This window comes from Streptomyces rishiriensis (genome assembly GCF_030815485.1).
In the GTDB taxonomy this organism is placed as follows: Bacteria; Actinomycetota; Actinomycetes; order Streptomycetales; family Streptomycetaceae; genus Streptomyces; species Streptomyces rishiriensis_A.
In genome coordinates this window covers 2,329,147-2,352,092 of the sequence record NZ_JAUSWV010000002.1, presented here as the reverse complement: position 1 = coordinate 2,352,092, position 22,946 = coordinate 2,329,147, and the positions used below count along the sequence as shown (strand labels likewise).

The 22,946-nt window shown below is 70.7% G+C and carries 16 protein-coding genes and 1 pseudogene; 10 read left to right on the top strand and 7 right to left on the bottom strand.

The window, feature by feature from the left end:
- Positions 1-216: 216 nt before the first annotated feature.
- Positions 217-3,384: an isoleucine--tRNA ligase gene (ileS, locus tag QF030_RS12975; RefSeq protein ID WP_307162819.1), complete on the bottom strand. Its 3,168-nt coding sequence runs from the start codon at positions 3,382-3,384 to the stop codon at positions 217-219.
- 591 nt (positions 3,385-3,975) lie between these two features.
- On the opposite strand from ileS, the gene QF030_RS12970 reads away from it, so the two are divergent.
- From QF030_RS12970 to QF030_RS12945, 6 genes are all read left to right on the top strand, one after another.
- Positions 3,976-5,094 (top strand): TraR/DksA family transcriptional regulator, encoded by a 1,119-nt coding sequence (locus QF030_RS12970; protein WP_307162818.1) that lies wholly within the window; start codon positions 3,976-3,978, stop codon positions 5,092-5,094.
- Positions 5,095-5,161: 67 nt separating this feature from the next.
- Complete coding sequence (gene lspA, locus QF030_RS12965) at positions 5,162-5,758, top strand: signal peptidase II (RefSeq protein ID WP_307162817.1); 597 nt, start codon at positions 5,162-5,164, stop codon at positions 5,756-5,758.
- Positions 5,759-5,820: 62 nt separating this feature from the next.
- A complete protein-coding gene (locus tag QF030_RS12960; RefSeq protein WP_307162816.1) occupies positions 5,821-6,765 on the top strand; it encodes an RluA family pseudouridine synthase in 945 nt (314 codons plus the stop codon).
- Positions 6,762-7,244 carry a GNAT family N-acetyltransferase gene (locus QF030_RS12955; protein ID WP_307162815.1) on the top strand — a complete coding sequence of 161 codons (483 nt, stop codon included), beginning with the start codon at positions 6,762-6,764 and terminating at the stop codon, positions 7,242-7,244. Before QF030_RS12960 ends, QF030_RS12955 begins: the two co-directional genes overlap by 4 nt.
- Positions 7,245-7,310: 66 nt before the next feature.
- Complete coding sequence (locus QF030_RS12950; RefSeq protein WP_307162814.1) at positions 7,311-8,897, top strand: Na+/H+ antiporter; 1,587 nt, start codon at positions 7,311-7,313, stop codon at positions 8,895-8,897.
- 91 nt (positions 8,898-8,988) lie between these two features.
- Complete coding sequence (locus tag QF030_RS12945) at positions 8,989-9,729, top strand: SDR family NAD(P)-dependent oxidoreductase (protein ID WP_307162813.1); 741 nt, start codon at positions 8,989-8,991, stop codon at positions 9,727-9,729.
- Positions 9,730-9,732: 3 nt separating this feature from the next.
- Here the strand turns inward: QF030_RS12945 and QF030_RS12940 are convergent, their stop codons facing one another.
- The gene (locus QF030_RS12940; RefSeq protein WP_307162812.1) at positions 9,733-10,845 is read right to left on the bottom strand and encodes a mechanosensitive ion channel family protein; all 1,113 of its coding nucleotides are present in this window, start codon (positions 10,843-10,845) and stop codon (positions 9,733-9,735) included.
- Between the two features lie 98 nt (positions 10,846-10,943).
- Between QF030_RS12940 and QF030_RS12935 the strand changes: the two genes are divergently transcribed.
- The gene (locus tag QF030_RS12935; protein WP_307162811.1) at positions 10,944-11,513 is read left to right on the top strand and encodes a dienelactone hydrolase family protein; all 570 of its coding nucleotides are present in this window, start codon (positions 10,944-10,946) and stop codon (positions 11,511-11,513) included.
- A 24-nt stretch (positions 11,514-11,537) separates the two neighbouring features.
- On the opposite strand, the gene QF030_RS12930 is transcribed toward QF030_RS12935, so the two are convergent.
- From QF030_RS12930 to QF030_RS12915, 4 genes are all read right to left on the bottom strand, one after another.
- A complete protein-coding gene (locus QF030_RS12930; protein ID WP_307162810.1) occupies positions 11,538-13,217 on the bottom strand; it encodes an alkaline phosphatase D family protein in 1,680 nt (559 codons plus the stop codon).
- Positions 13,218-13,309: 92 nt separating this feature from the next.
- Positions 13,310-14,122 carry a DsbA family protein gene (locus QF030_RS12925; RefSeq protein WP_307162809.1) on the bottom strand — a complete coding sequence of 271 codons (813 nt, stop codon included), beginning with the start codon at positions 14,120-14,122 and terminating at the stop codon, positions 13,310-13,312.
- A 98-nt stretch (positions 14,123-14,220) separates the two neighbouring features.
- Positions 14,221-14,913, bottom strand: a complete 693-nt coding sequence (locus QF030_RS12920; protein ID WP_307162808.1) for a hypothetical protein — start codon at positions 14,911-14,913, stop codon at positions 14,221-14,223.
- A gap of 68 nt (positions 14,914-14,981) precedes the next feature.
- On the bottom strand, positions 14,982-16,307 hold the full coding sequence (locus tag QF030_RS12915) for a DUF2252 domain-containing protein (RefSeq protein WP_307162807.1): 1,326 nt from the start codon (positions 16,305-16,307) through the stop codon (positions 14,982-14,984).
- A gap of 215 nt (positions 16,308-16,522) precedes the next feature.
- Between QF030_RS12915 and dnaE the strand changes: the two genes are divergently transcribed.
- Entirely contained in the window at positions 16,523-20,062 is a 3,540-nt protein-coding gene (gene dnaE / locus QF030_RS12910; protein WP_307162806.1) for a DNA polymerase III subunit alpha, read from the top strand.
- Positions 20,063-20,154: 92 nt separating this feature from the next.
- On the opposite strand, the gene QF030_RS12905 is transcribed toward dnaE, so the two are convergent.
- A complete protein-coding gene (locus tag QF030_RS12905; RefSeq protein ID WP_307162805.1) occupies positions 20,155-20,319 on the bottom strand; it encodes a hypothetical protein in 165 nt (54 codons plus the stop codon).
- 223 nt (positions 20,320-20,542) lie between these two features.
- On the opposite strand from QF030_RS12905, the gene QF030_RS12900 reads away from it, so the two are divergent.
- Together QF030_RS12900 and QF030_RS12895 are read left to right on the top strand one after the other, a co-directional pair.
- The gene (locus QF030_RS12900; RefSeq protein WP_307162804.1) at positions 20,543-21,769 is read left to right on the top strand and encodes an NYN domain-containing protein; all 1,227 of its coding nucleotides are present in this window, start codon (positions 20,543-20,545) and stop codon (positions 21,767-21,769) included.
- Positions 21,770-21,885: 116 nt separating this feature from the next.
- Positions 21,886-22,852 (top strand): annotated as a pseudogene (locus tag QF030_RS12895) (ABC transporter ATP-binding protein).
- Positions 22,853-22,946: the final 94 nt, after the last annotated feature.

Genomic DNA, 22,946 nt, shown 5'->3' with positions numbered 1-22,946 from the left:
GGCCTGTAGTACGCCTTAGGCGTCGGCATCGTTCAAAGGGCGGGACCCCGGATCACCATCCGGGGTCCCGCCCTTTTTACGCGTGTTGACGGCGATCATGCGCGCGCCCCGGCCGTGAGCCCGCCCTGAGTCCCCCGGCGGAGCCGCCCGGCGCCCGCACCGCTGGACATGCCAAGGGCCCGGCCCCCTCGCGGGAACCGGGCCCTCGCGCGCTGCCTATGCCTTGCGCAGGCGGAACGTCAGCGTCAGACCGTCGTCGGTGAACGGGGCGCCGTACGTGTCGTCCGCCTCGCCCTCGGCGAAGTCCGTGGCGAGCACCTCGTCGGCGATGAGGCCGGCGTGCCCGGACAGGGCGTCGGCGGTCGCCGGGTCGGTGGCGGTCCAGCGCAGCGCGATGCGGTCGGCGACGTCGAGGCCGCTGTTCTTGCGGGCCTCCTGGATCAGCCGGATCGCGTCCCGGGCCAGGCCCGCACGGCGCAGCTCCTCGGTGATCTCCAGGTCGAGGGCGACCGTCGCGCCGGAGTCGGAGGCGACCGACCAGCCCTCGCGCGGGGTCTCCGTGATGATGACCTCGTCGGGGGCCAGGGTGATCGTCTCGCCGTCGACCTCCACCGAGGCCGCGCCCTCGCGCAGGGCGAGGGAGAGCGCGGCCGCGTCGGCGTTCGCGACGGCCTTGGCGACATCCTGGACGCGCTTGCCGAACCGCTTGCCGAGAGCGCGGAAGTTGGCCTTGGCGGTGGTGTCGACCAGGCTGCCGCCGACCTCGGAGAGGGACGCCAGCGACTCGACGTTGAGCTCCTCCGTGATCTGTCCGTGCAGCTCGCGGTCGAGGGCGCCGAAGCCGCTCGCTGCGATCAGGGCGCGCTTGAGGGGCTGGCGGGTCTTCACGCCCGACTCCGCGCGCGTGGCGCGGCCCAGCTCCACCAGGCGGCGGACGAGGACCATCTGCTTCGACAGCTCGGGGTCGATCGCGGAGAGGTCGGCCTCCGGCCAGGCCGCCAGGTGGACGGAGTCCGGGGCGCCCGGGGTGACCGGCACGACGAGGTCCTGCCAGACCCGCTCGGTGATGAACGGCGTCAGGGGGGCCATCAGCTTGGTGACCGTCTCGACGACCTCGTGCAGGGTGCGCAGCGCGGCCTTGTCGCCCTGCCAGAAGCGGCGGCGCGAGCGGCGCACGTACCAGTTGGACAGGTCGTCGACGAACGCGGAGAGCAGCTTGCCGGCGCGCTGGGTGTCGTACGCCTCCAGAGCCTGCGTCACCTGGTCGGTGAGCGCGTGCAGTTCGGAGAGCAGCCAGCGGTCCAGGACCGGACGGTCGGCCGGGGCCGGGTCGGCCCCGCTCGGCGCCCAGCCGGACGTACGGGCGTACAGGGCCTGGAAGGCGACCGTGTTCCAGTACGTCAGGAGCGTCTTGCGGACGACCTCCTGGATGGTGTTGTGGCCCACGCGGCGGGCCGCCCACGGGGAGCCGCCGGCCGCCATGAACCAGCGGACCGCGTCGGCGCCGTGCTGGTCCATCAGCGGGATCGGCTGCAGGATGTTGCCCAGGTGCTTGGACATCTTGCGGCCGTCCTCGGCGAGGATGTGGCCCAGGCAGACGACGTTCTCGTACGAGGACTTGTCGAAGACCAGCGTGCCGATGGCCATCAGCGTGTAGAACCAGCCGCGGGTCTGGTCGATGGCCTCGCTGATGAACTGCGCCGGGTAACGGGACTCGAAGAGGTCCTTGTTCTTGTACGGGTAGCCCCACTGCGCGAACGGCATCGAACCCGAGTCGTACCAGGCGTCGATGACCTCCGGCACGCGCGTGGCCGTCCGTCCGCAGCCGTCGTGGGGGCAGGCGAAGGTGACCGCGTCGATGTACGGGCGGTGCGGGTCCAGCTCGGACTGGTCGGTGCCGGTGAGCTCGGTGAGCTCCGCGCGCGAGCCGGCGACGGTGAGGTGGTCCTCCTCGCAGCGCCAGATCGGCAGCGGGGTGCCCCAGTAGCGGTTGCGGGAGAGCGCCCAGTCGATGTTGTTGTCGAGCCAGTCGCCGTACCGGCCGTGCTTGACCGTGTCCGGGAACCAGTTGGTCTTCTCGTTCTCCTGGAGGAGGCGGTCCTTGACGGCGGTGGTGCGGATGTACCAGGACGGCTGCGCGTAGTAGAGGAGCGCGGTGTGGCAGCGCCAGCAGTGCGGGTAGCTGTGCTCGTACGGGATGTGCCGGAAGAGGAGGCCGCGCCGCTGGAGGTCCTCGGTGAGCTTTTCGTCCGCCTTCTTGAAGAAGACGCCGCCGACCATCGGGACGGACTCCTCGAAGGTGCCGTCCGGGCGGACCGGGTTGACCACGGGCAGGCCGTAGGAACGGCAGACCTTGAGGTCGTCCTCACCGAAGGCGGGGGACTGGTGGACCAGCCCGGTGCCGTCCTCGGTGGTGACGTACTCGGCGTTCACCACGTAGTGGGCCGGCTCCGGGAACTCCACCAGCTCGAACGGACGTTGATAGGTCCAGCGCTCCATTTCGGCGCCGGTGAAGGTCTGGCCGGTGGTCTCCCAGCCCTCGCCGAGCGCCTTGGCGACCAGCGGCTCGGCGACGACGAGCTTCTCCTCGCCGTTCGTCGCCACGACGTAGGGGACCTCGGGGTGCGCGGCCACGGCCGTGTTGGAGACCAGTGTCCAGGGGGTCGTCGTCCAGACCAGGAGGGCGGCTTCGCCGGCCAGCGGACCGGAGGTGAGCGGGAAACGGACGTACACGGACGGGTCGACGACCGTCTCGTAGCCCTGGGCCAGCTCGTGGTCCGACAGACCCGTGCCGCACCGGGGGCACCAGGGGGCGACGCGGTGGTCCTGGACCAGCAGACCCTTGTTGAAGATCTCCTTCAGCGACCACCAGACCGACTCGATGTACTCGGGGTCCATCGTGACGTAGGCGTCGTCGAGGTCGACCCAGTAGCCCATGCGGGTCGTCAGCTCGGAGAACGCGTCGGTGTGGCGGAGCACGGACTCGCGGCACTTGTCGTTGAACGCGGCGATGCCGTACGCCTCGATGTCCTGCTTGCCGGAGAAGCCGAGCTCCTTCTCGACCGCGAGCTCCACCGGGAGGCCGTGGCAGTCCCAGCCGGCCTTGCGGGCCACGTGGTAGCCGCGCATGGTGCGGAAACGGGGGAAGACGTCCTTGAAGACGCGGGCCTCGATGTGGTGGGCGCCCGGCATGCCGTTGGCGGTGGGCGGCCCCTCGTAGAACACCCACTCGGGGCGGCCCTCGGACTGCTCCAGGCTCTTGGCGAAGATCTTCTGCTCGCGCCAGAAGTCGAGCACCGCGTGCTCGAGCGCGGGCAGGTCGACCTGGGCGGGTACCTGGCGGTACTGCGGCTGCGTGTTCAACGAGCTTCCTCCGGCGGACATACTGCCTTCCGTCGGAGGGACGAGAGCCGACTTGTCTGTCTACGCCGTGTGCGGCGCGCTCCCGCGGTACCACCCTCCTTGGCCCTCCGGCGCCCTCTACGCGCCGGTGAGCCCCCTCATTGGGGTCGCGATGCCGGTTCTACTGACCCTCGCCTGTCGGCGGCGGCTTTCCTCCGGCGGCTCCGGGGTGATCTTCACGTCGCGCTCGCCCCCGGGCTTCCACCGTCCCCGGGTCGCTCTGGGCTGCGTACGCCGCTACTCGTCCCCATCCACGCTTTTCGCTCCGCCCAGTGTACGGCTCCCCGACGACAGCGGCCGACGGGTTTTCGGCGCCGCGGGCCCCGGTGGAGGGCTCGGTCCGACATGACCCGAATGGTGGCTATGTGTGATGGTGTGGGCGTTCAGATTTCGGGATGGTCGGCCCGGCGGATTACCCGGCGGGGAGCTGGGCACAACGGATGCAGGCTCGCCGAGCGGCATGCGCGAGGCGGGCGAATCGGGCGGTGCGCCCCGTTGCCGCGGGCCTCAAGTCGATTTATCGTCCCAGCACGATTCGCGTGCAAGATCACAATATGTGAAGGGGCTGCGGCCATGGTGGCGAAAAAGACCGCCGTACAGCAGTCGTCGTCCGGCAGCTCCACGCGTGCCTCCGGTGCTTCCGGCGCCTCCGGCGGCGCGGCCGGGGACGTGGCCGGGGACGTGGCCGTGAAGACGGTGCGGTCCGCTGCGGCAGAGGCGCCGAAGAAGGCGGCTGCCAAGAAGGCGGCCGTCAAGAAGACGGTGGCCAAGAAGGCGGTGGCCCGAAGACCCGCGGAGGAGGAAGCGGCGAAGGCCGAGGCGGCCGGGCCGGTCGAGAGGGAGGCGCCGGCCAGGAAGGCGTCCGCAGCGAAGAAGAGCGCCGCCAGGAAGAGCGCCGCGAAGAAGGGTGCGGTGGAGAGCGCCGAGGCGGAGGACGCCACGGGGACAGCCGGCACCGGGGCGGCCGTCAAGAAGACGGGTGCCGAGAAGGGCGCGGCCAAGAAGGCGGCTGCCGGGGAGACCACGGCCGCCAAGAAGGCGGCCGGCAAGAAGGTCACCGCCGAGAAGGTCACCGACACGAAGGTCACCGCCGAGAAGGCGGCGGTCGAGAAGATCGTCGACGCCGAAGGCGTGACCGGGACGAGCGCGGGCAGGAAGAGCACGGCCAAGAAGGTGGGCGCGGCCTCGGCCGCGGAGCAGACGGGAGCCACGACTGTGGTTGCGAAGAAGACTCCGGGTACGGCCACGGCGGCGAAGACCGCCGTCCCCAAGGCGCGCCTCGCGGCGCTGGAGCCCGGCGAACTCGCGGTGCGGCCCGGCGAGGAGCCGTGGACGGCACAGGAGGCCGAGGAGGCCCGTGCGGAGCTCCAGTCCGAGCAGGCGCGGCTGCGGGCGGAGCTGGCCGCGTCCGAGGCGGCCCTGACGGGGCTGATGCGGGACTCCGGCGACGGCGCCGGCGACGACCAGGCGGACACCGGGACCAAGAACATCACGCGAGAACACGAGCTGGCGCTGGCCGCCAACGCGCGCGAGATGCTCGTCCAGACGGAGCACGCCCTGGAGCGGCTGGACGCCGGCACCTACGGCCTGTGCGAGAACTGCGGCCAGGCCATCGGCAAGGCCCGGATGCAGGCCTTCCCGAGGGCCACGCTGTGCGTCGAGTGCAAGCAGAAGCAGGAGCGCCGGTACTGATCACCTGGCTGCCGGGGGGTGTGCCGTACCCTCGTCCTCAGTCAGGTACCTAGGTTGAGGGACTCACGTGGCAGAGGCGGAGCGCGTCATCGGTACGCCGGACACCCCAGAGACGGGATCCGAGCCGGAGCAGTCGTCCGGCCCGGGCGGCCAGGAGAGCACCGAGGCGCGGCCCAGGGGCAAGCGCCGGATCGCCGTGCTCTTCACCGTCGCCACGGTGGCGTACGTGATCGACCTGGTGAGCAAGATGATCGTGGTCGCCAAGCTGGAGCATCACGCGCCGATCGAGATCGTCGGGGACTGGCTGCGGTTCGAGGCCATCCGCAACGCGGGCGCGGCCTTCGGCTTCGGCGAGGCCTTCACCATCATCTTCACGGTGATCGCGGCTGCCGTGATCGTGGTGATCGCCCGGCTCGCCCGCAAGCTCTACAGCCTGCCCTGGGCGATCGCCCTGGGCCTGCTGCTGGGCGGCGCGCTGGGCAACCTCACCGACCGGATCTTCCGCGCGCCGGGCGTTTTCGAGGGCGCGGTCGTGGACTTCATCGCGCCGAAGCACTTCGCCGTCTTCAACCTCGCCGACTCGGCGATCGTCTGCGGCGGCATCCTGATCGTGCTGCTGTCCTTCAAGGGCCTGGACCCGGACGGGACCGTCCACAAGGACTGACCGCCAGGCGGTTGTCCACAGGGCCGTACGGCGGTACCCGAGCCGTCCGGCATACTCGACGGGTGAGCACGATTCCCGAGACCCGTACCCTGCCCGTGCCGGACGGCCTGGAGGGCGAGCGCGTAGACGCCGCCATCTCCCGCATGTTCGGCTTCTCCCGTACGAAGGCCGCCGAGCTGGCTGCGGCGGGGAAGGTCACGGTCGACGGCTCGGTGGTCGGCAAGTCGGAGCGGGTGATCGGCGGGGCCTGGCTGGAGGTCGAGATGCCGCCGGCGCCGGCGCCGGTGCAGATCGTCGCCGAGCCGGTCGAGGGCATGGAGATCGTGCACGACGACGACGACGTGGTCGTGATCGTCAAGCCGGTCGGCGTGGCCGCGCACCCCTCGCCCGGCTGGAGCGGAACGACCGTCATCGGCGGGCTCGCCGCCGCCGGGTACCGCATCTCCACCTCCGGTGCCGCCGAGCGCCAGGGCATCGTGCACCGCCTCGACGTCGGCACCTCGGGCCTCATGGTGGTCGCCAAGTCGGAGCGGGCGTACACGTCGCTGAAGCGCCAGTTCAAGGAGCGCACGGTCGACAAGCGCTACCACACGCTCGTCCAGGGCCACCCCGACCCGACCAGCGGCACGATCGACGCGCCCATCGGCCGGCACCCGCACCACGACTACAAGTGGGCGGTCACGGCCGAGGGCAAGCCGTCCGTCACGCACTACGACCTGATCGAGGCCTTCCGTGCGGCCTCCCTGCTGGACGTGAAGCTGGAGACGGGACGTACGCACCAGATCCGCGTCCACATGGCCGCCCACCGCCACCCCTGCGTCGGCGACCTGACGTACGGAGCCGACCCCACGCTCTCCAAGCGGCTGGGCCTGACGCGGCAGTGGCTGCACGCCGTGCGGCTGGGCTTCGAGCACCCCGGTGACGGGCAGTGGGCGGAGTTCGCCAGCGACTACCCCGAGGACCTGGAAAGGGCCCTGGAGCAGGTCCGCGTGGAGACCTACGGATGAGCAGGGCCGCCGACGACTCCCCGTACGCGGTGCGGGTCGCCGAGGACCCCGCCGACCGTGAGGCGTGCTTCGCGGTGCGCAAGGAGGTCTTCGTCGGCGAGCAGGGCGTGCCCGAGGACCTGGAGTACGACGAGCTCGACGCCGGCGCCGTCCATGTGCTGGCGGTCCGGGAGGACGGGCTGCCGCTCGGCACCGGGCGGCTGCTGTACGGCGAGGCGGCCGCCGCCAGGACCGGCGGCGATCCGTCGGTGGGCTCGCTGGGACGGCTCGCCGTGACCCGCGAGGCACGCGGGCTGGGGGTCGGGATCGCGCTGGTGCGGGCCATCGAGGCGGCGGCACGCGCGCGGGGGCTCGCGGCCGTGGACCTGCACGCACAGACGCAGGCACTGGGTTTCTACGAGCGGCTGGGGTACGCGGCGTACGGGCCGGAGGACATGGAGGCGGGGATTCCGCACCGGTCCATGCGGCGTTCTCTGTAGCGGACGGTGGTCGTGCGACGCTGGAGGTCTGGATGTTCTTGATCGTCTAGACCCGGAGCGCTGACCGTGGACCAGCTGGCCCTGTTGTTCGTCCTCTTGCTCGGGGCCGTGGTGAGCGTTCCGGTCGGGGACCGGTTCGGGTTGCCGGCGCCGGTGCTCATGACCCTGCTCGGGATCGTCCTCGCGGTGCTCGACTTCGTGCCCAACGTGGACATCCCGCCGGACCTGATCCTGCCCCTCCTGCTGCCGCCCCTTCTGTACGCGGCCGTGCGGCGGACCTCGTGGCGGCAGTTCGCGGCCAACGTGCGGCCGATCTTCCTGCTGGCCGTGGCGCTGGTGTTCGTCACGACGGTGTGCGTGGCGGCCGTGGCCCACACGATCGTGCCGGGGCTGCCGATCGCCGCGGCCGTGGCCCTGGGCGCGCTGGTGGCGCCGCCCGACCCGGTGGCCGCCACCGCCGTGGCCGGACAGCTCGGGCTACCCCGCCGGCTGGTCTCCATCCTGGAGGGCGAGGGGCTGTTCAACGACGTGACGGCCATCGTGCTCTACCACGTCGCGATCGCCGCGGCCGTGAGCGGTTCGTTCTCGCCGTGGCAGGCCGGTCTCGACCTGGTCCTGTCCGCGGTGGTGGCGGTCGCGGTGGGCGTCGCGCTCGGCTGGGGGGCGAACAGGCTGCTGGACGTCCTCGGGGACACGACGCTGCAGATCGGGCTGACGCTCCTGGTGCCGTACGCCTCGTACGTGCTGGCGGAGGAGTTCCACGGGTCCGGGGTGCTCGCCGTCCTGACCACCGCCCTGTTCCTCGCCGAGTACGCCACCGACCCCGACGACGTGCTGACCCGGCTGGCCGGCCACACCTTCTGGGACATCGTCGACACCCTCGTCACGGGCGTCGCGTTCGGGCTGATCGGCCTGGAACTGCACAACGCGATCCGGACGGCGTCCGGGCGGTGGGGCGAGATGCTGGGCTGGGCCGCGGTGATCGTGGTCGTGGTCGTCCTCGTACGGCTGCTGTGGCTGCTGCCGGCGACCTGGCTGACCCAGCGGCTGCACGCCAGGCAGGACCACCTCGAGGACATTCCGACGAACTGGCGGGAGACCCTCGTCATGTGGTGGTCCGGGATGCGCGGGGTGGCCTCGGTGGCGCTGGCACTGGCCGTGCCGCTGAAGACCGACGACGGCGGGCCCTTCCCCGACCGGGACGAGATCATCTTCATCGCGTTCGGTGTGATCATGGCGACGCTGGTCCTTCAGGGACTGACGCTGCCGTGGCTGGTGAAGCGCCTCGACGTGCAGTCGGACACCGACCGGGAGAAGGAGTTCGAGAAGGAACTCGCGGTGCGGGCCGCGAAGGCGGCGAAGCGGCGGCTGCGGGAGATCGAGGCCGAGGAGGACCTGCCGGAGGAGCTGTCCGAGCAGATGCTGCGGCGGGCCTTCGACATCGGCTTGCGGATCAGCCCGGACGTCGGGGAGGACGAACGGCGGGAGGGGCACGACCAGCGGGTGCGCAGGCTGAAGCGGGTGCGGCGGATCCAGGGGGAGATGCTGAGCGCGGCCCGGCACGAGGTGGTCGCGGCCCGCAGCGAGCCGGGCGCCGATCCGGAGATCGTGGACCGCGTGCTGCGCCATCTGGACGTGCGCAGCCTCAAGTGAGGCGACCGGTCCCCCTCCCGAGGCTGCCCGGTTCGATGGCGGTCGCGTAAACCGCCATTCCCCTGTCGGTACTCCTGGTTACGCTCGTGCCATGGCGCGCAATGTGGTGATCAGCGGAGGCGGAACAGGAATCGGGCTCGCCGCGGCGCGGGTCTTCGCCGCGGACGGAGATCGGGTGCTGCTGCTCGGGCGGCGGGCGGAGGTGCTGGAGAACGCCGGGGTGGCCGGTGCGCTCACCTACGCCGCGGATCTCGGCGAGCCCGAGCAGGTGCGGGGGGTCGCCCGGTTCGTGGCGGCGGAGTTGGGGACCGTGGATGTGCTGATCCACAGCGCCGGGGGCGCCGGGCAGCTGGAGCCGCCGAGCGAGAGCGCTGATCCGCTGGACCGGGTCGCCCACCACTGGACCGTCAACTTCCGTACCAACACGCTGAGCGCCGCCCTGCTCACGGAGGCCCTGAAGGACCGGCTCGCCTCGCCGGGCGGGCGGGTGCTGTTCGTCAGCTCGATCGCCGCCTACCGGGGGTCGGGCAGCGGGGCGTACGGTGGCGCCAAGGCCGCGCTGCACCCGTACGCCCGTGATCTCGCCCGGGAGCTGGGGCCCCGGGGCGTCACCGCGAACGTCGTCGCCCCGGGGTATGTCGAGGACACCGGCTTCTTCGGGGACGCGATCGACCCGGCGCGGCGCGAGCGGCTCATCGGCGAGACCTTCACCGGGCGCGCCGGGACGCCCGGGGACATCGCCGCCACGCTGCACTGGCTGGCCTCCCCGGGCGCCGGTCACGTCACTTCGCAGGTCGTCCAGGTCAACGGGGGTGCGGAGCGCGGGAACTGAGGGTCAGCGGCCGGCCCGCGGAGGCTCGTGGACGCGACGGGGCGCACCGTCGGGGGAGGGCGACTGGCCGGGCAGGCGGCCCGGGGCCAGCGCCGCGTCCGCCGTGTTGACCCGCGGGAGCGCGTAGGGGTGCTCCCGCGACAGCCAGCGGATCATCTCCTCGCGGACCCTGACCCGCACCGTCCAGATGTCGTCGGCGTCCTTCGCCGTGACCAGGGCCCGCACCTGCATGGTGTTGGGAGTGGTGTCGGTGACGTCGAGCCCGTAGGCGCGGCCGTCCCAGGCCGGGCACTCGCGCAGGATGTCGCGCAGCTTCTCGCGCATGAGCTCCACCGGCGCGTTGTGGTCGACGTGCCAGTAGACGATGCCCGTCATCTGCGGGGTGCCGCGCGACCAGTTCTCGAAGGGCTTCGAGGTGAAGTACGAGACCGGCATGGTGATCCGGCGCTCGTCCCAGGTGCGCACGGTCAGGAACGTCAGGGTGATCTCCTCGACGGTGCCCCACTCACCGTCCACCACGACCGTGTCGCCGATGCGCACCATGTCGCCGAAGGCGATCTGGAGGCCGGCGAACATGTTGCTCAGCGTGGACTGGGCGGCCACACCGGCGACGATGCCGAGGATCCCGGCCGAGGCCAGCAGGGAGGCGCCCGCCGCGCGCATCGGCGGGAACGTCAGCAGCATCGAGGCCGCCGCGACCACGCCGACGACGGCCGCCACCACCCGCATGATCAGCGACACCTGGGTCCGTACCCGCCGGACCCGGGCCGGATCGTGCTGCATGCGCGCGTAGCGCGAATACGACGTCTCGACGATCGCTCCCGCGATCCTGATCACCAGCCAGGCCGCCGAGCCGATCAGCACCAGGGTGAGGACCTGGCCGATGCCGGTCCGATGGTCCTCCAGCATCTGGGCGGCGTCGTAGGACCCTCTCAGCATCGCCGCGCACAGCACGAGCTGATAGGGGATGCGGCCACGGCGCAGCAGACCCCACAGGGGGGTCTCGGGATGCCGATGGTCGGCCTTGCACAGCAGGCGGTCGGTGGCCCAGCCGATGAGGACTGTCAGCACGACCGAGCCGCCGACCACGATCACGGGGCGGAGCAGGTTCTCCATGCCTTCGAACGTAACCGGGTCGGAGGGGCCTTGAACATGCGGTTTCTGTGAGGAGACGCACGCACGGCGTTGTCAGTGCAGGCTGGCACCATGGGCACATGAACATCATGCTCTTTCACTCGACCTACGGTCCGCGGCCCGCGGTGCGTGCCGCGGCGGACCGGCTGCGCGCCGCCGGGCACGAGGTGTGGACGCCGGACCTCTTCGAGGGCCGCACGTTCGACACGGTCGAGGAGGGCATGGCGTACAACGAGGAGATCGGCAAGGACGAGCTGCTGAAGAGGGCCGTCCTGGCGGCCGCGCCCTACTCGGAGCGGGGGCTGGTCTACGCCGGGTTCTCGCTCGGCGCGTCGATCGCGCAGACCCTCGCCCTCGGCGACGCCAGGGCGCGTGGCCTGCTCCTCCTGCACGGCACCTCGGACCTCGCGCCGAACGTCTCGGTGGACGGCCTCCCGGTGCAGCTGCATGTCGCCGAGCCGGACCAGTTCGAGACCGACGACTGGCTGAGCGCCTGGTATCTCCAGATGGGCAGGGCCGGCGCCGACGTGGAGGTCTACCGGTACGCGGGAGCCGGGCACCTGTACACCGACCCCGAGCTGCCCGACTACGACGAGGAGGCGGCCGAGGCCACCTGGCGGGTGGCGCTCGGCTTCCTCGAGTCGCTCTAGGAGGATCGGCAGTTCCGGAGGGGACTAGACCGGGTCGTAGGTGCGCTCGACCTTCTGCGTGCCGCTGCGCGTGCGGTAGGAGCGGGACCAGGTGGAGGTCGCGGTGGCGCTGGTGCGGTCGGACAGGACGTAGTAGTCCATCTGCGCGTGCTCGGCGGTGATGTCCAGGACGCCGTAGCCGTGCCGGTCGGTGTCGACGAAGTGGACGTGCCGGTTCGCGGCCCGGATGACCGGGGAGGCGATCGCGGTGAGCGTGCCCTCCGGGACCTTCACGATGTCGTCGAGGTTGTCCGAGGTCACCGAGGTGACCACGAACTCCGTGGCGGCCGAGGCCGACAGCGGGTAGGTCCCGGCGTCCACCGGCACGTCGTTGGCCCACGCCATGTGGATGTCACCGGTCAGGAAGACGGTGTTGCGGATCGCGTTCGAGCGCAGGTGGGCCAGGAGTTCGCGCCGGTCGTCGGTGTAGCCGTCCCACTGGTCGGTGTTGAGGGCGATGCCCTCCTGCGGCAGGCCGAGCAGCTTGGCGAGCGGCTTGAGCAGGTCCGCGGAGAGCGAGCCGATCGCGAACGGCGAGATCATCACCGAGTTGCCGACCAGCCGCCAGGTGGTGTCGGATGCCTTCAGGCCGGCCTTCAGCCAGTCGAGCTGGGCGCGTCCGGTGAGCGTGCGGTCCGGGTCGTCGACGGTGCCGTTGCCGACGGCGGCCTGCTGCGAGCGGAAGGACCGCAGGTCCAGCAGGGAGAGATCGGCGAGCTTGCCGAAGCGCAGCCGGCGGTAGGTGGTGCCGGCGATGGCTGGCCGGACCGGCATCCACTCGAAGTAGGCCTGCTTTGCGGCCGCCTGACGGGCCGACCAGGCGCCCTCGGCGCCCTCGGTGTGGTTCTCGGCACCACCCGACCAGGTGTCGTTGGCGAACTCGTGGTCGTCCCAGATCGCGACGACCGGCGCCTTCGCGTGCAGGGCCTGAAGGTCCGGATCGGTCTTGTACTTCCCGTGCCGGGTGCGGTAGTCGGCGAGGGTGAGGATCTCGTGCGTGGGCGCCGTCTCCCGTACGACGACGCCGCGGGCGGTGTACTCGCCGGTGCCGTACTCGTAGATGTAGTCGCCGAGGTGCAGCCAGGCGTCGAGGTCGCCGCGGGCCGCGAGGTGACGGTAGGAGGAGAAGTAGCCGGCCTCCCAGTTGGCGCAGGAGACCACACCGAAGCGCAGGCCGGTGACGGCCGCGTCCGCCGCCGGCGCGGTGCGGGTACGCGCCACCGGGGAGTCGGTGCCGCCGGCCGAGAAGCGGAACCAGTAGTCGGTGGCGGGCGCGAGACCGCGGATGTCGGCCTTGACGGTGTGGTCGGTCGCGGCGGAGGCGGTGGTGGAGCCCTTGGCAACCACGTTCGTCAGCGCCTTGTCCGTGGCGACGACCCAGCTCACGTCGGTGTCCGGGCCGAGCCCGGAGCCGGGTATCGCCTCGGCGGTGGGCGTCACCCGGGTCCACAGCAGGACGCCGTCGGGCAGCGGGTCGCCGGAGGCGAGGCCGTGCAGGAAGACGGGGGCCTCGGCGGCACGGGCCGGCAGCGCGGCGGCGAGCGGGCCGGCCAGCACGGCGGTCGCCGCCACGGCCTTGAGCGCCGTACGGCGGCGCGGCGACAACGAGTTCAGGCGCTCTGACGGGGCGTCGGCGCTCTCGGAGGATCTGTATCGACTGGTCACGGCCGATCAGATTACTGACCGGTACGACAGCAGAGCGGGCGAACGCCCAAAAGTTCGCCCGCTCTTCCTGGAATTGTCGGCTCAGGGGCCGGTCAGCCCTTGAGGGCTGCCGCGAGTGCCGTGTTGAAGTCGGCGACCGTCATGGGGGCGTTCTGGCCGCCGGAGTCGGTGAGCTTCTTGCCGTCCATCTTCAGGGTCGGGGTACCCGAGACGCCGCTCTTGTCGAACGTCTTGGACATCTCCAGCGCCCACCGGTCGTAGGTGCCGTTCTTCACGGCGCTCTGGAACTTCGCGTTGCCCTTCAGGGCCGAGACGGTGTCCGCCACCTTGATCAGGTAGGAGTCGTCCTTGAACTTGTCCTCGGTCTCCTCGGGGTGGTACTTCGCCGAGTACAGCGCGGTCTTGTACTCGAGGAACGCCTCGGGGCTGACGTTGAGCGCGGCGCCCAGGGCGCTGAGCGCGTTCTTGGAGCCCTCGCCGGACAGGCTGCCGTCGAGGAAGGTCGCACCCACGTACTGGATCTTGAACTTGCCGGCGTCGAAGTCGCTTTTCACCGTCGCGCCGACGGTCTGCTCGAACTGGGCGCACACCGGGCAGCGCGGGTCCTCGTACATCACGAGCGTCTTCTTGGCGCTCGCCTTGCCCATGACGACCGTCGTGCCGTTCTTGCCACTGGTGTTGGCCGGCTTGACCAGCTTGGCGTTCTTGGCTTCATCCCAGTAGGCGGGCTTGTTCGCCTGGACGACGGCGTAGCCTATGCCGCCGGCCGCGGCGAGTACGCCGACGACCGAGAGGGCGACGATGATCTGCCGCTTGGCCTTGGCCCGCTTGGCCTCGCGCTCGCGCTCGATGCGCAGCCGCTCCCGGGCCGCCGTCTTCGCCGCAGCGCTGTTCCGCTTGCTCATGGTGTTCTCCAAAGGGACGCGCACCCCGTGGGTACGCGGAAGTTTCGTGGGGACGTGCAGGGACTGGACCGAGTCGTGCTCGGGAGCCGCGGGTCCGGTCAGACCGCGGCGGCCGGGCACGGCGGTCCACGCCGTCCGAGTGAGTGCGCGAGAATCCGCTCGCGGACGGTGGCCGACCGGCGGACGGGCCGCGGCAGGCGGCGGGCCGCCGGGGCGCGTCGCACGGTCACGGCGGCGACGGCCAGCAGCAGCGGCCGGAAGGTGGTCGCGGTCGCCGCCCGCAGCAGCTGGCCCAGCGCCCGCTCGCCCCGGCGCAGCCAGGCGGCCGCGATCAGGCCCACGCAGACGTGCGCGCCGAGCAGCAGCCACGCGGCGGCCGGGTCGGGGTGGGCGAGGAGCCCGCCCAGCCGGTCGCTGTCCGTGCCGGTGACCTGGGCCAGCGGGGTGCCGACGGGTGTGCCGTCGCCGCACAGCACGTCCCAGCCGACGGAGGCCAGCGGGCCGGCGACCGGGCCGCCCGCACGGCCGTAGCAGACGTGCTGGCCGGTGGTGAAGACGGTGTCGGCGGCCAGCTCCAGCGGGATCAGCAGGGCGGCGATCCGCCCGAAGCCGCACTCGCGGCCGGCGAGGACGTAGGCGAGGGCGAACACGGCGGCCGCGACGGCGGCCACCGTGTTGAGCGGCAGCGGGGCCCGGGACAGCAGCACGTGCGACGCGGTGCTGAGCGTCACGACGCATGCCGTGAACAGCGCCGCGCGTACGGCTCTGAGGCGGGTCCCGGATATGTCCATAGCGGAGGAGAGTGTGTCACGTGCTCCCGTAGGAGACCCCTAAAGGGTCCCTGTGAGACGGCGGACCCTCAGAGACCCGGAATCCGGCCGTTGCGGAACAGGTCGACGAAGATCTGGTGGTCGGCACGCGCGCGTGCGCCGTAGGTGTGCGCGAAGTCGACCAGGAGAGGCGCGAAGCCGTCCTCGTCGGCCGCGATCGCCGCGTCGATGGCCCGCTCGGTGGAGAAGGGCACCAGGGACTCGCCGGAGGTGTCGTCCGCCGCCGCGTGCATCGTGGCCGTGGCCCGGCCCAGGTCGGCGACGACGCCCGCGACCTCCTCCGGGTCGTCGATGTCGCCCCAGTCCAGGTCGACCGCGTACGGCGAGACCTCGGCGACCAGCTGGCCGGCGCCGCCCAGCTCGGTCCAGCCCAGCCACGGGTCGGCGTGCTGCTGCAGGGCGCGCTGGGAGATCACCGTGCGGTGGCCCTCGTGCAGGAAGTAGTCACGGATCGCCGGGTCCGTGATGTGCCGGGAGACGGCCGGCGTCTGGGCCTGCTTGATGTAGATCACGACGTCGTTCTCCAGGGCGTCGCTGTGGCCCTCGAGGAGGATGTTGTACGACGGCAGACCGGCCGAGCCGATGCCGATGCCCCGGCGGCCGACGACGTCCTTCACGCGGTAGGAGTCCGGGCGGGCCAGGGAGGTCTCCGGCAGGGTCTCCAGGTAGCCGTCGAAGGCCGCGAGGACCTTGTAGCGGGTGGCGGCGTCCAGCTCGATGCTGCCCCCGCCGGGCGCGAAGCGGCGCTCGAAGTCACGGATCTCCGTCATCGAGTCCAGCAGCCCGAAGCGGGTCAGTGACCGGGCGTCGCGCAGCGCGTCGAGCAGCGGGCCCTGCGCGGTGTCCAGGGTGAAGGGCGGCACCTCGTCGCTCTTCGCGCCGGTGGCCAGGGCGTGGATCCGCTCCCGGTAGGCGCCCGCGTACACCTCCACCAGCTCACTGATCTGCTCGTCGCCGAGCGCCTTGGCGTACCCGATCAGGGCGATGGACGCGGAGAAGCGCTTCAGGTCCCAGGTGAAGGGGCCCACGTACGCCTCGTCGAAGTCGTTGACGTTGAAGATCAGCCGGCCTGTCGCGTCCATGTACGTGCCGAAGTTCTCCGCGTGCAGGTCGCCGTGGATCCACACGCGCGAGGTGCGCTCGTCCAGGAAAGGGCCGCCCCGCTTCTCGGCGTCGAGATCGTGGTAGAAGAGGCCCGCGGTGCCCCGGTAGAACGCGAACGCCGAGGCCGCCATCTTCCGGAACTTCACCCGGAACGCGGCCGGGTCGGCGGCCAGGAGCTCGCCGAACGCGGTGTCGAAGACGGCGAGGATCTCCTCGCCGCGGTGCTCGTCGTTGAGCTGCGGAACCGACATCGCTGGGTGCCTCCTGGTGCATGACATGTACGACAGCGCTTCTGTCGCATCCAACGGGTGGGGCCGGACGAAAGTGCCCGCGGCCCCACCCGTGAAGGTACGTGGGGAACGAGCCCGGGTGTCAGTCGCGAGGCATAGACTTCGACGCTGTCCCCCGATCCGTCCGTAACCGGTGGGACACCCGTTGCCGTTTGTTTCCCTTGGAGGCCGCAGCCGTGTCAAAGCCGCCGTTCACGCACCTGCACGTCCACACCCAGTACTCGCTGCTGGACGGTGCCGCGCGGCTCAAGGACATGTTCGACGCGTGCAACGAGATGGGCATGACCCACATCGCCATGTCGGACCACGGCAACCTGCACGGGGCGTACGACTTCTTCCACACCGCGAAGAAGGCGGGCGTCACGCCGATCATCGGGATCGAGGCGTACGTCGCCCCCGAGTCCCGGCGCAACAAGCGCAAGATCCAGTGGGGCCAGCCGCACCAGAAGCGCGACGACGTCTCGGGTTCCGGCGGCTACACCCACAAGACGATCTGGGCGGCCGACGCGAAGGGCCTGCACAACCTCTTCAAGCTCTCCTCGGACGCGTACGCCGAGGGCTGGCTGCAGAAGTGGCCCCGGATGGACAAGGAGACCATCTCCCAGTGGTCCGAGGGGCTCATCGCCTCCACAGGGTGCCCCTCCGGCGAGCTCCAGACCCGGCTGCGTCTCGGCCAGTTTGACGAGGCCCTGAAGTCGGCGGCCGAGTACCAGGACATCTTCGGCAAGGACCGCTACTTCCTGGAGCTGATGGACCACGGCATCGACATCGAGCACCGGGTCCGCGACGGCCTCCTGGAGATCGGCAAGAAGCTCGGCATCCCGCCGCTGGTCACCAACGACTCGCACTACACGTACGCGCACGAGGCGACCGCGCACGACGCGCTGCTGTGCATCCAGACGGGCAAGAACCTCTCCGACCCGGACCGCTTCCGCTTCGACGGCACCGGCTACTACCTGAAGTCCACGGACGAGATGTACGCCATCGACTCCTCGGACGCCTGGCAGGAGGGGTGCGCGAACACCCTCCTGGTGGCCGAGCAGATCGACACCACCGGCATGTTCGAGGCGAAGAACCTCATGCCGAAGTTCGACATCCCGGACGGCTACACCGAGGTGACCTGGTTCAAGGAGGAGGTCCGCCGCGGAATGGACCGCCGCTTTCCGGGCGGCGTCCCCGAGGACCGGCAGAAGCAGGTCGAGTACGAGATGGACGTCATCATCCAGATGGGGTTCCCGGGCTACTTCCTCGTCGTCGCCGACTTCATCATGTGGGCGAAGAACCAGGGCATCGCGGTCGGCCCGGGGCGCGGTTCCGCGGCCGGCTCGATCGTCGCCTACGCGATGGGCATCACCGACCTCGACCCGATCCCGCACGGCCTGATCTTCGAGCGGTTCCTCAACCCCGAGCGCGTCTCCATGCCCGATGTCGACATCGACTTCGACGAGCGCAGGCGCGTCGAGGTGATCCGGTACGTGACCGAGAAGTACGGCGCCGACAAGGTCGCCATGATCGGCACCTACGGCAAGATCAAGGCGAAGAACGCCATCAAGGACTCCGCGCGCGTGCTGGGCTACCCGTACGCGATGGGCGACCGCCTCACCAAGGCGATGCCCGCCGACGTCCTCGGCAAGGGCATCGACCTCAACGGCATCACCGACCCCTCGCACCCGCGCTACAGCGAGGCGGGCGAGATCCGCGCGATGTACGAGAACGAGCCGGACGTCAAGAAGGTCATCGACACGGCCAAGGGCGTCGAGGGCCTGGTCCGGCAGATGGGCGTGCACGCGGCCGGCGTGATCATGTCCAGCGAGCCCATCGTCGACCACGCCCCCATCTGGGTGCGGCACACGGACGGCGTGACCATCACGCAGTGGGACTACCCGCAGTGCGAGTCGCTCGGCCTGCTGAAGATGGACTTCCTCGGCCTGCGCAACCTGACGATCATGGACGACGCCGTCAAGATGGTGAAGTCCAACAAGGGCATCGACCTCGACCTGCTGTCCCTGCCGCTCGACGATCCGAAGACCTTCGAACTGCTGCAGCGCGGTGAGACCCTCGGCGTCTTCCAGTTCGACGGCGGCCCCATGCGCTCACTGCTGCGCCTGATGAAGCCCGACAACTTCGAGGACATCTCCGCCGTCTCCGCGCTCTACCGTCCCGGCCCGATGGGCATGGACTCGCACACCAACTACGCGCTCCGCAAGAACAAGCTCCAGGAGATCACCCCGATCCACAAGGAGCTCGAGGAGCCGCTCGAAGAGGTCCTGGCGGTCACCTACGGTCTGATCGTCTACCAGGAGCAGGTGCAGAAGGCCGCGCAGATCATCGCCGGGTACTCGCTCGGCGAGGCCGACATCCTGCGCCGCGTGATGGGCAAGAAGAAGCCCGACGAGCTGGCGAAGAACTTCACCATCTTCCAGGCCGGCGCCAAGAGGAACGGCTACAGCGACGAGGCGATCAAGGCCCTGTGGGACGTGCTGGTCCCCTTCGCCGGCTACGCCTTCAACAAGGCGCACTCCGCCGCGTACGGCCTGGTCTCGTACTGGACCGCCTACCTGAAGGCGAACCACCCCGCCGAGTACATGGCCGGACTGCTCACCTCGGTCAAGGACGACAAGGACAAGTCGGCCGTCTACCTCAACGAGTGCCGGCGCATGGGCATCAAGGTGCTCCCGCCGAACGTCAACGAGTCGGTGCACAACTTCGCCGCGCAGGGCGACGACGTGATCCTCTTCGGCCTCGAAGCCGTGCGCAACGTCGGCACGAACGTGGTCGAGTCGATCATCAGGAGCCGCAAGGCCAAGGGGAAGTACGCCTCGTTCCCCGACTACCTCGACAAGGTCGAGGCGGTCGCCTGCAACAAGCGCACCACGGAGTCGCTGATCAAGGCGGGCGCGTTCGACACCCTGGGGCACACCCGCAAGGGCCTCACCGCGCACTTCGAGCCGATGATCGACAACGTGGTCGCGGTCAAGCGCAAGGAGGCCGAGGGCCAGTTCGACCTCTTCGGAGGCATGGGCGAGGAGGAGACGAGCGAGCCCGGCTTCGGACTCGACGTCGAGTTCACGACCGACGAGTGGGAGAAGACGTATCTGCTCGCCCAGGAGCGGGAGATGCTCGGTCTGTACGTCTCCGACCACCCGCTCTTCGGACTGGAGCACGTGCTGTCGGACAAGGCGGACGCGGGCATCGCCCAGCTCACCGGAGGTGAGCACGCGGACGGCGCGGTCGTCACCATCGGCGGCATCATCTCCGGTCTCCAGCGGAAGATGACCAAGCAGGGCAACGCCTGGGCGATCGCCACCGTCGAGGACCTCGCGGGCTCCATCGAGTGCATGTTCTTCCCGGCGACCTACCAGCTCGTCTCGACCCAACTCGTCGAGGACGCCGTCGTCTTCGTCAAGGGCCGCCTCGACAAGCGGGAGGACGTGCCGCGGCTCGTCGCCATGGAGCTCCAGGTCCCCGACCTGTCGAACGCGGGCACCAACGCGCCCGTGATCCTCACCATCCCGGCCACCCGGGTCACCCCGCCGATGATCAACCGCCTGGGGGAGATCCTCACCCATCACCGGGGTGACAGCGAGGTCCGGATCAGGCTCCAGGGCCCCACCAAGACGACCGTCCTGCGGCTGGACCGGCACCGGGTCAAGCCCGATCCCGCGCTGTTCGGTGATCTGAAGGTGCTGCTCGGCCCGTCCTGCCTGGCCGGCTAGGCGCCAGAGGCGAGAAGAACCCACGAGGGGCGCATCCGGTACCGGATGCGCCCCTCGGTGCGTCCGAGCCGCAACGGCCCGTCGCCTGAACGTCAGTTGTGGCCGAAGCGCTTCTCCCGGCCCTTGCGGGCGACGTCGGCGGGTGTCACCTGTGCGATGCGCTGCTCGGTCTGCGACTCCATCGAGGACGGCTGGACTGCCTGCCGGCCGCGCTCGGACTGCGGCTGTTTACGTTCCTGCTTCTTGTTCTTGGCCATGGTGATTCGCCTCCTGGGAGGATCTGGGGGCCATCGACGGGACCAGACTCACATAGGCTGACTTACGACGCATTTCGGATAATTACCGTCCGTAACAGGGATTGTCGGAGCGCAAGCCCCCGAAACGCCACGCCGAAGATCGAGTTCCGGCCGTTAACCTCCGCGCGGTCGGGCAGACTCGAAGAAAGCCCGAAGCAAAGCTCCCGGAAAGAGGGTGAGTCGTGTGGACCGCTGCATCGTCCTGGTGGACGCCGGGTATCTGCTGGGGGCCGCCGCCAGCCTCCTCGCCGGGGAGCCGTCGCGATCGAGGATCACCGTCGACCACTCCGCCCTCGTCCAGGGCCTGCGCGAACAGGCCGAGTCGGAGACCGAGCGGCCGCTGCTGCGCATCTACTGGTTCGACGGCGCCCCGGACCGCGTCCCCCAGCCGGAACACCGCAGACTGCGCGTGATGCCCCGGGTGACCGTCCGGCTGGGCGCACTGACCCGCAGCGACGGCCGCTGGGCCCAGAAGGGCGTCGACGCCGCCATGCACGCCGAGCTGACCGAACTGGCCCGTAACCGCGCCTGCTCCGACGTCGTCCTCGTCACCGGTGACGGCGATCTGCTGCCCGGCATGATGGCCGCCAAGGAACACGGCGTCGCCGTCCACCTGTGGGCCGTCCAGGCGGCCGACGGCGACTACAACCAGTCCGAGGACCTGGTCGCCGAGGCCGACGAGCGGCGCGTCCTGGACCGCATCTGGATCACCAAGGCCGTACGCGCGAAGGAGCTCGGCGGGACGTGCGCGCCGCCGCCCGTGCCCCGGCCCGAGATCGCCGCGATCCTCTCCGCGCCGCTGCCCGACTCCGGCCTCGCCCGCCCCGCCGAGCGGTCCGGCGACGAGAGCGAGCACCCCTCCGCGGGTGACGCCTCCCGGAACGGCGCCGAGGAGCGCGTTCCCGCCCCCAAGGGAGGCGTGCCGACGCCCAAGGACCTGGCGGCCCTGCGCGCACCCGGCGGCGCCCAGACCGTCCAGCAGCCCACCACCGCGACCCTGCGCTGGTCCTCCGACAAGGGCTGGGTCGACCGTCCCGGGATCGCCGCCGAACCCTCCGAGGTCGCCGCGATGCCGACGCTCGCGCAGCTCACCACGGCGGAGCAGCGGTGGGCCGACCGCGAGGAGGACATCACCACCGTCGGCGGCGACCCGTACGAAGTGGGGCAGGTCTTCGCGCGCCGGTGGATGGGGCGGCTCGGCGAGCAGGGCCAGCTCCAGAAGCTCTCGGGCATGTACCCGCGGATCCCGCACCGCATCGACGGCGAGTTGCTGAGGTACGCGGCCCGCTTCGGACTGCTCGCCCACAAGGACGACCAGATCGACGAACACGACCGGTACGCCATCCGGGCGGGGTTCTGGCGCGAGATCGACGTACGGACGGCCGCCGAGCACGCTCCGGCCGGCGACTGAACCCCTCTCCCGGGACGCCCCGACGGCGAGCGGCGGTCCGTGACCCCGTAGTCTCGTTCCTTGTGAGTACGCGCGCGGCACCGCCCATTCGGCACAGGGACGAGGTCGTGTGTGCCGTGCGCGGGCTGACGAAGACCTACCCTGCGGTCCGCGGCCGGCGCGGCACTCCCGCGACACCCGAGGTCCGGGCCACCGACGACGTACGCCTGGACATCCGGCGCGGTGAGATCTTCGGGCTGCTCGGCCCGAACGGCGCCGGGAAGACCACCCTCGTACGGCAGATGACCGGGCTGATGCGGCCCGACACGGGCAGCGTGGAGATCCTCGGCCACGACATCGTGCGCCACCCCGAGCGGGCCGCGCGGATCCTCGCCTACCTCGGGCAGGAATCCACCGCCCTCGACGACCTCACCGTCTCGCTGGCCGCCGAGACCACCGGACGGCTGCGCGGCCTCGACGTGCGCGCGGCCCGCCGGGAGCGCGACGCCGTCCTCGACGAGCTGGGACTCACGCCGATCGCCGAACGGCCGCTGCGCAAGCTGTCCGGCGGCCAGCGGCGGCTGGCCTGCTTCGCCGCCGTGCTGGTGGGGGAGCGGCCGCTGCTCGTGCTGGACGAACCGACCACCGGGATGGATCCCGTGGCACGGCGGGCCGTGTGGGCCTCCGTGGACCGGCGGCGGGCCGAGCGCGGGACGACCGTGCTGCTCGTCACCCACAACGTCATCGAGGCGGAGACCGTCCTCGACCGGGTCGCCGTCCTCGACCAGGGCCGGGTCATCGCCTGCGACACCCCCACGGGGCTCAAGGAGCAGGTCGCCGACGAGGTGCGGGTCGAGCTGGTGTGGCGGGAGCGGGCGCCGCTGGACGTGCCCGAGGTCGCCGCGCTGCGCGAGCGGGCCGTGGAGTCGGGCCGCCGCTGGACACTGCGGCTGGCGCCGGACGAGGCCCGCGCGGTCGTCGCCACGGTCACCGGCGGGGGCCGCCTTCGCCGCCCTGGACGACTTCACTCTCGCCACACCCAGCCTGGAGGACGTCTATCTGGCGCTGGGCGGGGCGGCCCGGCAGGGGCTGGTGCGGGCATGAGGGCGGCGAGAGCGCGCGGCCCCGAGGTGAGCGCGCGAGCCGCCGGGCCCGTATGGGACGGTAGGGGAACCGTAGGGAAGAGGAGCAACGTCAC

What these genes read in the sequence shown, in the direction of transcription:
- ileS (WP_307162819.1), bottom strand. Translation starts at nt 3,384, where the DNA reads ATGTCCGCCGGAGGAAGCTCGTTGAACACGCAGCCGCAGTACCGCCAG.
- QF030_RS12945 (WP_307162813.1), top strand. Translation starts at nt 8,989, where the DNA reads ATGGCGCGCAATGTGGTGATCAGCGGAGGCGGAACAGGAATCGGGCTC.
- QF030_RS12940 (WP_307162812.1), bottom strand. Translation starts at nt 10,845, where the DNA reads ATGGAGAACCTGCTCCGCCCCGTGATCGTGGTCGGCGGCTCGGTCGTG.
- QF030_RS12920 (WP_307162808.1), bottom strand. Translation starts at nt 14,913, where the DNA reads ATGGACATATCCGGGACCCGCCTCAGAGCCGTACGCGCGGCGCTGTTC.
- QF030_RS12925 (WP_307162809.1), bottom strand. Translation starts at nt 14,122, where the DNA reads ATGAGCAAGCGGAACAGCGCTGCGGCGAAGACGGCGGCCCGGGAGCGG.
- QF030_RS12935 (WP_307162811.1), top strand. Translation starts at nt 10,944, where the DNA reads ATGAACATCATGCTCTTTCACTCGACCTACGGTCCGCGGCCCGCGGTG.
- QF030_RS12905 (WP_307162805.1), bottom strand. Translation starts at nt 20,319, where the DNA reads ATGGCCAAGAACAAGAAGCAGGAACGTAAACAGCCGCAGTCCGAGCGC.
- QF030_RS12970 (WP_307162818.1), top strand. Translation starts at nt 3,976, where the DNA reads ATGGTGGCGAAAAAGACCGCCGTACAGCAGTCGTCGTCCGGCAGCTCC.
- QF030_RS12915 (WP_307162807.1), bottom strand. Translation starts at nt 16,307, where the DNA reads ATGTCGGTTCCGCAGCTCAACGACGAGCACCGCGGCGAGGAGATCCTC.
- QF030_RS12955 (WP_307162815.1), top strand. Translation starts at nt 6,762, where the DNA reads ATGAGCAGGGCCGCCGACGACTCCCCGTACGCGGTGCGGGTCGCCGAG.